This window comes from uncultured Agrococcus sp. (assembly GCF_945915485.1).
In the GTDB taxonomy this organism is placed as follows: Bacteria; Actinomycetota; Actinomycetes; order Actinomycetales; family Microbacteriaceae; genus Agrococcus.
The window spans coordinates 1-6,783 of the sequence record NZ_CAMEFJ010000111.1; the positions used below are offsets into that span (position 1 = coordinate 1).

The 6,783-nt window shown below is 65.5% G+C and carries 6 protein-coding genes; 5 read left to right on the top strand and 1 reads right to left on the bottom strand.

Annotated elements, in window-relative coordinates; genetic code table 11:
* The coding region (locus Q0O95_RS12665; protein WP_293699311.1) for a helix-hairpin-helix domain-containing protein at nucleotides 1–737 on the top strand (737 nt) is incomplete at its 5' end.
* Nucleotides 738–1,284: 547 nt separating this feature from the next.
* Here the strand turns inward: Q0O95_RS12665 and Q0O95_RS12670 are convergent.
* Nucleotides 1,285–2,271: an LLM class flavin-dependent oxidoreductase gene (locus Q0O95_RS12670; RefSeq protein WP_293699314.1), complete on the bottom strand. Its 987-nt coding sequence runs from the start codon at nucleotides 2,269–2,271 to the stop codon at nucleotides 1,285–1,287.
* 83 nt (nucleotides 2,272–2,354) lie between these two features.
* On the opposite strand from Q0O95_RS12670, the gene Q0O95_RS12675 reads away from it, so the two are divergent.
* From Q0O95_RS12675 to gatB, 4 genes are all read left to right on the top strand, one after another.
* On the top strand, nucleotides 2,355–3,386 hold the full coding sequence (locus Q0O95_RS12675) for a YdcF family protein (RefSeq protein WP_293699317.1): 1,032 nt from the start codon (nucleotides 2,355–2,357) through the stop codon (nucleotides 3,384–3,386).
* 62 nt (nucleotides 3,387–3,448) lie between these two features.
* Nucleotides 3,449–3,748: an Asp-tRNA(Asn)/Glu-tRNA(Gln) amidotransferase subunit GatC gene (gene gatC, locus Q0O95_RS12680; RefSeq protein WP_293699320.1), complete on the top strand. Its 300-nt coding sequence runs from the start codon at nucleotides 3,449–3,451 to the stop codon at nucleotides 3,746–3,748.
* 1 nt (nucleotide 3,749) lies between these two features.
* On the top strand, nucleotides 3,750–5,285 hold the full coding sequence (gene gatA, locus Q0O95_RS12685) for an Asp-tRNA(Asn)/Glu-tRNA(Gln) amidotransferase subunit GatA (RefSeq protein ID WP_293699323.1): 1,536 nt from the start codon (nucleotides 3,750–3,752) through the stop codon (nucleotides 5,283–5,285).
* On the top strand, nucleotides 5,282–6,783 hold a 1,502-nt coding region (gatB, locus tag Q0O95_RS12690), incomplete at its 3' end, for an Asp-tRNA(Asn)/Glu-tRNA(Gln) amidotransferase subunit GatB (protein ID WP_293699326.1). The genes gatA and gatB, both read left to right, overlap by 4 nt.

The window sequence follows — 6,783 nt, forward strand, 5'->3', positions numbered from 1 at the left end:
ATGCGGAGACGGGGGAGCCGCGCGTCGACGAAGACGGACAGCCCGTGATCCGCAGACCGTTTCAGCGCGTGCAGCACGAGTATCCTGCCGAGGCGGAAGGGCTCAGCGCGCAGGAGCGACGCAGGGCCGGACTCAAGCGGGTGCCGGTAACGTACCCCTCGGCACAGGCCCAAACGCTCATCGATCAGCTGGAGGCTGCCAAGACCAAGGAACTGTGGCGCCAGCTCGTGGCGCTCAACATCCGGCACGTCGGGCCTGTCGCGGCGAGAGCTCTCGCCGACTGGTTCGGCTCACTGGAGGCGATCGAGGGGGCTAGCGCCGAGCAGCTCTCCGAGGTCGAGGGTGTAGGGCTGACGATTGCCGATGCGATCACGGAATGGCTGTCGATCGAATGGCACCGGGAGATCACTCGTCGCTGGCGCGGTTCCGGTGTTCGATTCGCCGAGCCCGACCATCCGGGGCCAGGTGCGAAGAAGAGTGTCGAAGGCGTCCTGAGCGGTTTGACGGTTGTCGCCACCGGAACACTGGAGGGGTTTACGCGTGATGGCGCCAAGGAGGCCATCATCGCCGCGGGAGGCAAAGCAGCGTCCAGTGTTTCGAAGAAGACCGACTTCGTCGCGGCTGGGCCCGGAGCCGGGTCGAAGCTGACGAAGGCCGAGGACCTCGGGGTTCGCGTCCTGGATGCAGGGCAATTCAAGGTGCTCGTCGAGCAGGGCCCGGACGCCCTCGATGGGTGAGAAGCGGATGGTCAGCCGTGCTGCTGTGATTTCGAGTCGGCGTAGGTGGCAGGGACAGGGGTTCAGGATCTAGTCGGTCATTCCCGGCCGCGCGGGTGTGCCGAACGTCGGGGGCTTTTGCTGTTTAGTGCCGAATGTATGGCTGCCCGCCCGACATCGGGCACATTCCATACATTGGGCACGGATGGTCGGCGTGGCAGGGATAGTGGGGTTCGGCTGCACTGCGGCGTTCGAGCCGGTCGTCACGAGAGGCGGCGATATTTTGGGTTCTGCACTGAGAGGCGGCGATTTGCACCGGTCTCGGCATGTTTCGCCGCTTCTCGGTGACCCGTCGCTCATGCTCAGCTGCCTTTCCCAGCATCCCCTTCGGGGCGTCCCGGCGCGCAGGGTCCGGATGGCTGCGTAGCTGCGTTTGACCGGCTGGCTCGTGCCGAATGTATGGGTTTGCCCGAGCGTATGGAAATTAGACCGACGTTCGGTCACTTGGGTCGAGTTTCCATACTTTGGGCACGGGTATAGGGCACGGCACCGGCACCGGTTGCCGGCGCTAGTGCGGCACGGCGTCCGCGGTTACTCGGAGCGAGGTCAACCGCTCTTCGGTGTTGCGGCCGTGGAAGGCGAGCATGATCTCGTCGGCATCGGTTTCGGTCTGCAGCCGGTCGAGCCCCGCACGCACGGCATCCCCATCGCCCACTGCGCTGACGCGCATCATGTTGGCGATCTGGCGCCCCTGCGGCGACTCGATCAAGACATCCAGCTCATCATCGCCGATCGACTCCGCCTCGGGGCGGCCGCGCAGCAGGAACGAGCGAACCCTCCTGCGCAGTACCTCCCGATGCACGCGAGCCGCGTCATCATTCGTGGCGGCCGCGGTCACGTTGGCACCGACGATCGCATACGGATCGGTCAACTGCTCGGATGGCTTGAAGCTGTTTCGGTACTCGGCGAGTGCCTGATGCATCGCGTCCGGCGCGAAATGCGAAGCGAACGCGTACGGCACGCCAAGCTGTGCTGCGAGCGAAGCGCCGAACAGCGAAGAACCGAGGATGAAGAGCGGAGGGGGCGTCTGGGCTACGGGAACCGCTCGCACCCCGGCAACCGGCTGCATACCCGCGAGAAACCGCTGCAGCTCGACAACGTCTCGCGGGAAGCTGTCGGATGCCTGCGGATCGCGGCGGAGCGCGAGAACCGTGCGGCCATCCGTTCCGGGCGCTCGCCCGAGCCCGAGGTCGATGCGGTCGGGGTGCAGCGCTGCCAGTGTGCCGAATTGTTCGGCGATGACGAGCGGGGAGTGGTTCGGCAGCATGATGCCGCCCGCGCCGAGACGAATGCGCTCGGTATTGGCGGCGACGTGCGCAATTAGTACGGCAGTCGCCGAGGATGCGATGACCGGCATGTTGTGATGCTCTGCGTACCAGACCCGCTCGTAGCCGTGCTGTTCAGCAGCCTGGGCGACGGAGACGGTCGCGTGCAGCGCCTCTTCGTGTGGAACATCCGGGTCGACGGGAGCCAGGTCAAGAACCGATAAGCGCATACCCGTTCCAACGCGAGTGAAGCACGTTCATTCCCGACCCCGTAGGAGCGGCAGTATGCGCGCCGGCGTGAGAGACTGGAGCGATGCTCGTACCCCTTGCCGTGTTGGCCTTCATGCTGATCGCCGGCGGTATCTGGTTGCTGCGCCAGGAACCGCGCCGCCTTGGTGCACCGGAGATCATCACCTGGGGCGGGCTTGCTCTGCTGATCGTGATCATCAACGGAGTGCTCGAGCTGGTGTTCCCGACCGGCGACATCGACGGGTGGGCGCTCGTGGCGCTCGTCGAGGGCGGTAGCCTCATGATCGCCGTTTTCGGACTCTGGGTGACGACCGTGATCTTCAGCATTCCCGGAACGCGTTCGAACCGGCCGCAGAAGCTCATTGCAAGCATTCTGGGCCTCATCATCCTGGCTGCGCTCGTGGTGCTCCACATCGCGTTCTACCGCGTGGATGCGGGCCTCGCCGCCCTGCTCATGACCGGTCTGGCGCCGCTGCTGGTGCCTTCTGCAACCCTTGTGACGCTCATGTGGTGGCCCAGGGTGCAACAGCGTCTGTTCTCACGCGTGCAAAAGGCGGCCGGCGCAGTCGTCGTGCTCGGTGGCGGCCTCCGATCGGACGGGAGGCCGACGAGGCTGCTCGCGAAACGCATAGAAGCGGGCGTCGCGGCACTTGAACGGGCGAAGCCGGAAGCCCCCATCATCATGACGGGCGGACAGGGGCCCGATGAAGTCATCGCGGAAGCCGAATCGATGGCGCAGCACGCGATCGAACTGGGCACGCCCGAGAACCGCATCCTGCGCGAGGACACTTCGACGAGCACATTCACGAATCTGCGCAACGCCCGTGGCATTCTGGTGCGGCGCGAAATCGATGATCCGATCGTCGTCGTCACGAGCGAATACCACGTACCCCGTGCGGCGAACACGATGAGGAGTGTGCCACTGGAGGGGCAGGTGCTGCCGTCGCGCACGCATCCTGCGTACCTGCCCGCCGCGGTGCTGCGTGAAACGCTGGCGATCCTGTGGCAGCGCAAGCCGATGACCATCGGGCTCCTCGTCGTTTCGCTCGTACCCGCCGCCTATGCTGTGCTCGCGACGTTCGGAAGCGCCGCCTGATCGCTGCGACAACGCGTTGCAACGGCGAAAAACACCCTTCTCACAACATTAGGATGGAGATCATGTCTGACATCACTCGCGAATCGGTCGAGCATCTCGCATCGCTCGCCAGAATCTCTCTCTCGGAAGACGAAGTCGAAACGATCACGACGGAGTTGAAACAGATCGTCGACGCGATCGCCAAGGTGAGCGAAGTCGCGACCGATGATGTTCCGGCGACGAGCCACCCGGTTCCGCTCACGAACGTCATGCGCGACGATGAGCCGGGCGAAACCCTCACGCACGAGGAAGCATTCGCGGGCGCCCCCGCGCACGATGGCGAGCGATTCCGCGTGAGCGCGATCCTCGGCGAGGAGCAGTAGCGTGAACCAACTGATCTCACTGAGCGCTGCGGAACTGGCAGAGCGGCTCCGCGCAGGCGATGTCTCGAGCGAAGAGGCGACCCGAGCGCACATCGACCGCATCGCCGCGGTCGATGAACGCTACGGCGCCTATCTGCACGTGAACGCCTCTGCGACCGAGCAGGCGCGCGCAATCGATGAGCGGCGCGCGGCAGGCGAGCAGCTGCACGACCTCGCGGGTGTCCCGGTCGCGATCAAGGACGTGCTGACGACCAAGGGTATGCCGTCCACGAGCGGTTCGAAGATGCTCGAAGGGTGGGTCCCTCCCTACGACGCAACGGTTGTTGCTCGACTCAAAGCAGCGGGGATGGTCGCACTCGGCAAGACCAACATGGACGAGTTCGCGATGGGCTCGTCAACCGAGTACTCCGCGTTCGGACCGACCCGCAATCCCTGGGACGTCGACAGGGTCCCGGGAGGCTCGGGCGGCGGCTCGGCAGCAGCGGTAGCGGCGCTCGAAGCCCCTATCGCACTCGGTTCCGACACGGGCGGTTCCATCCGCCAGCCCGCCGCCGTGACCGGAACAGTGGGTGTGAAACCCACCTATGGCGGAGTCAGCCGCTACGGTGCGATCGCGCTCGCATCGAGCCTCGACCAGATCGGCCCCGTGTCGCGCACCGTGCTCGACTCGGCGCTGCTGCACGACGTCATCGGCGGTCATGACCCGCGCGATGCCACGAGCCTCGAGCGCGAGTGGCCTTCCTTCGCTGCGGCTGCGAAACGCGGTGGCGCCAGCGGCGACCTCTCCGGAGTGCGGTTCGGCATCGTCAAGGAGCTCGATTCAGAGGGCATCGCGTCGGATGTACAGGCGCGATTCCGCGAGGCCGTTGCCGCAATCGAGGCCGCGGGAGGAGAAGTCATCAAGGTGACGGCTCCGAGCTTCACGTACGCTGTTGCCGCGTACTACCTCATCCTGCCCTCGGAGGCGTCGAGCAATCTCGCCCGCTTCGATTCCGTCCGGTACGGGCTGCGTGTCGAGGAACCGGGTCAGACAGTAGAACGGGTGATGGCGGCCACTCGGGGAGCGGGCTTCGGGCCGGAGGTCAAGCGCCGAATCATCCTCGGTACGTACGCGCTCTCGGCCGGCTACTACGACGCGTACTACGGCAGTGCTCAGAAGGTACGCACGCTCATCCAGCGCGACCTCGAGCGGGCGTTCTCCGAGGCCGATGTGCTCATCAGCCCCGCTGCTCCGACCACGGCATTCAAGTTCGGCGAGAAGGTCGATGATCCGCTCGCGATGTACGCGAGTGACCTCACAACCATCGCCGCCAACCTTGCGGGCACGCCCGGTATGTCGATTCCCATGGGGCTCGGCGACGGAGGGCTGCCGACAGGTCTGCAGTTGATGGCCCCCATGTTCGAGGACGAACGGCTGTACCGCTACGGCGCAACGATTGAAGCGCTGCTCAATCAGAACTGGGGCGGCGCGCTCGCCCTGCAGAACGCAGCACTTGCAGAAGATCGCCAGCCGGCGCAGGAGGGTACCGACCGATGAACGCGAAGCTGATGGACTTCGACGCAGCGCTCGAACACTTCGACCCGGTACTCGGCTTCGAGGTGCACGTCGAGCTGAACACGCGTACCAAGATGTTCTCGTCGAGCCCGAACCCGGCCAACGAATCGTACGCGGATGCCCTGCCGAACACGCTGATCTCTCCGCTGGACCTCGGTCTTCCGGGTTCGATGCCCGTGCCGAACAGCGCGGCGGTGAAGTCAGCCATCTCGCTCGGCCTGGCGCTCGGGTGTGAAATCGGCACGTCGTGCCGGTTCGCTCGCAAGAACTACTACTACCCGGATCTGCCGAAGAACTACCAGATCTCGCAGTACGACGAACCCATCGCCTTCGAGGGCGAAGTGGAGATCGAACTGCCGGACGGTCGAACCGTCGACATCGCGATCGAACGTGCGCACATCGAGGAGGATGCGGGCAAGCTGACTCACGTCGGTGGCGCAACGGGTCGTATCCAGGGCGCAGAGTACTCGCTCGTCGACTACAACCGCGCTGGCGTACCGCTCGTCGAGATCGTCACGAAGCCGATCGTCGGAGCAGGAGCGGATGCCCCAGAGATCGCGAAGCAGTACGTCGCCGTGATCCGCGACATCGTGAGAGGCCTGGGCATCTCCGAGGCCCGCATGGAACGGGGCAACCTCCGCTGCGACGCGAACGTCTCGCTCATGCCGAAGGGCAGCACCGAGTTCGGCACGCGTACCGAGACGAAAAACGTGAACTCGCTGCGCAGCGTCGAGCGCGCGGTGAAGTACGAGATCCAGCGTCAGGCGCGCATCCTCTCCGAAGGCGGCAGCATCACGCAGGAGACCCGTCACTGGCACGAGGACACGGGCCGTACGAGCGCGGGCCGTGTGAAGTCGGATGCCGACGACTATCGGTACTTCCCGGAGCCCGACATGCTGCCGCTCACGCCCTCTCGCGAACTTGTGGAGGAGCTTCGCGCCGGGCTGCCGGAGCAGCCGGTCGCACGTCGCAGGCGGCTGCGTGACGAGTGGGGATTCACGGCGCTCGAGTTCCAGGACATCGCCAACGCGGGCCTGATCGACGCTGTGGAAGCCACGGTATCGGCAGGCGCGACACCCGCCGCTGCCAGAAAGTGGTGGAACGGGGAGCTGAGCCGCATCGCGAACGAACGAGGCGTAGCTGCCGACACGCTCGCGACTCCCGAACACGTCGCGCAGCTGCAGAAGCTGGTCGATGCGGGCACGATCAACGACCGACTCGCGCGGCAGGCGCTGGAGGGGGTCATCGCCGGTGAGGGATCACCGCAGGAGGTCGTGGATGCGCGCGGACTCGCGGTTGTGAGCGATGAGGGTGCGCTCGTCGCTGCCGTCGATGAGGCGCTTGCTGCGCAGCCGGATGTGCTCGCGAAGATCCAAGACGGCAAAGTGCAGGCCGCCGGAGCCGTGATCGGCGCAGTGATGAAAGCGATGCGCGGCCAGGCCGACGCCGCGCGAGTCCGCGAAATCATCATGGAACGGGC